2 protein-coding genes and 1 pseudogene are annotated in these 2351 nt (G+C 69.9%); all 3 read left to right on the plus strand.

The annotated features are described in order from the left end of the window. Positions 1-220 (plus strand): annotated as a pseudogene (locus AOK11_RS02475) (CHAD domain-containing protein); the annotation flags it as partial. Between the two features lie 10 nt (positions 221-230). After that, complete coding sequence (locus AOK11_RS02480) at positions 231-692, plus strand: NUDIX hydrolase (protein WP_240497179.1); 462 nt, start codon at positions 231-233, stop codon at positions 690-692. Between the two features lie 376 nt (positions 693-1068). After that, a complete protein-coding gene (gene pstS, locus AOK11_RS02485; RefSeq protein ID WP_055591969.1) occupies positions 1069-2205 on the plus strand; it encodes a phosphate ABC transporter substrate-binding protein PstS in 1137 nt (378 codons plus the stop codon). The last annotated feature ends 146 nt before the right edge of the window (positions 2206-2351 follow it).

The raw sequence follows: 2351 nt of genomic DNA on the forward strand, positions 1-2351 counted from the left end.
CCCCGACCTCCGTCTGCTCGCCGCCGGCGAGGCCCTCGACCGTCACCGGGACGCGTCCGAGGCGTCGGCGGCCGCGGCGCACGCCGCCCGTACCCCGCGCATCACCCCGGCCACGGCGTACGCGCTCGGGGTGCTCCACGCGGACCAGCGGCACGAGGTGGAGGCGGCACGGTACGCGTTCCAGCGCAGCTGGCAGAAGGACGTCCTCGGCTCGTTGTAGGGAGACCCCGGTGGACCCGACCCCGTCCGACCACGGCTACCGCGGCCCGCGCACGGCCTGCCGCCTGACCGTCCAGGCGGCGGGCTGCGTCCTGTGGCGCCGTTCGCCGGTCACGGGCACGCTCGAAGTGTGTCTCGTCCACCGTCCCAAGTACGACGACTGGTCCTGGCCCAAGGGAAAGCTGAAGCGCGGCGAGGACGCGCTCGCGGGCGCGCTGCGCGAGGTCGCCGAGGAGACGGGACACTCCGCCGTGGCGGCCGCCGAGCTCCCGTCGGCGCACTATCTGGCGAACGGCCGCCCCAAGCGCGTCCGCTACTGGGCCGCCGAGGCGCTCTCCGGCACGTTCACCCCCAACGACGAGGTGGACCGCGTCCTGTGGCTCCCCCCGCACATGGCCCGCCGCCGGCTCACCGAGCCGAGGGACGCGGACCTGGTGGACGCCCTCCTCGCCACGTTCCGCCCGCCGGCATAGCGGCTGTCAGCGCCTGCCGACACCTCACCCGTACGCATGGCCTTTCCCCACCGGACCACACCGGTGTCCGCACCGGCTCACCCCGTGTCCGCACCGGTTCACCCCGTGTCCGCACTGTCCCACTGTCCCGCTCCTGCCCGACATCCGCCCGGTATCGTCCCGTGTCCTCGACGTAAGCGTTCCGTGACCTCACCGCACCGTCCATAGGGGTTCACCTCCCGTTCATGTACGACCACGGGCTGCTTCACCTCTTCTGCCTACTTTCGGCCTTACGGGATGCGAACCACCCACCGAACGGGCACTCGCATCACTCGGACTGACTTTGGACTTCGCACGCCGCCGGAATTCAGGACGGCGGCTCCTGGAAGGAACTCAAGTGAAGCTTCAGCGCAAGAACCGGCGGGCCCTCGCTCTCGGTGCTCTCGCCGTCTCCGGCGCCCTGGCCCTCACGGCGTGCGGCTCGGACGACACCAGCGGTGGCACCGGCGGCGACGGCGGCAACAGCTCCGCCAGCGCTCAGGCCGGCAACATCGACTGCGCCGACGCCAAGGGCCAGCTCCAGGCCTCCGGCTCCTCCGCCCAGAAGAACGCCATCGACGCCTGGGTCAAGAACTACGCGGCCGCCTGCAAGGACGTGCAGATCAACTACCGTCCCGACGGTTCCGGCGCCGGCATCACCGCCTTCCTCCAGGGTCAGACCGCGTTCGCCGGCTCCGACTCGGCCCTCAAGCCGGAGGAGATCGAGGACTCCAAGAAGATCTGCACCGACGGCCAGGCCATCGACCTGCCGATGGTCGGCGGCCCGATCGCCATCGGCTACAACGTCCCGGGTGTCGACACGCTCGTTCTGGACGCCGCCACCATCTCGGAGATCTTCGACAGCAAGATCACCAACTGGAACGACAAAAAGATCGCGAAGCTGAACCCCGACGCGAAGCTTCCCGACCTGAAGATCCAGGCCTTCCACCGCTCGGACGAGTCCGGCACCACGGACAACTTCACCAAGTACCTGAAGGCCGCCGCGCCGAAGGCCTGGCCGTACGAGCCGGGCAAGTCGTGGGAGGCCAAGGGCGGCCAGTCCGCTCAGGGCTCCTCCGGTGTGGCCCAGCAGGTGAAGCAGGTCTCGGGTGCGATCTCGTACTTCGAGCTCTCCTACGCCAAGGAAGGCATCAAGACCGTCGACGTGAAGACCGAGGCCGCCGAGCCGGTCAAGGCCACGATCGAGAACGCCACGGCCGCCATCGGCGCCGCCAAGGTCGTCGGCACCGGCAAGGACCTCGCGCTGGAGCTGGACTACACCCCCGAGGCCGAGGGCGCCTACCCCCTCGTCCTGGTGACCTACGAGATCGCCTGTGACAAGGGCAACAAGGCGGACACCCTGCCCGCCACGAAGTCCTTCCTGAACTACATGGCCTCCGAGGACGGTCAGGGCCTGCTGGCCGACGCCGGCTACGCCCCGATGCCCGAGGAGATCATCACCAAGGTTCGCGAGACCGTCTCGAGCCTGAGCTGACCCGAGTGCGGTCCGGCCCCGCCACCCGGGGCCGGACCGCACCGTCCGGTGCACCGCCGCCAGGGGGACCCTCGAACAGCGAGGGACCCCGCAGACCGGAGACCCTGATGGACATATCCACACAGCAGACCGCCCCGCCCCCCGTC

Source organism: Streptomyces hirsutus (assembly GCF_001418415.1).
GTDB lineage: Bacteria > Actinomycetota > Actinomycetes > Streptomycetales > Streptomycetaceae > Streptomyces > Streptomyces hirsutus.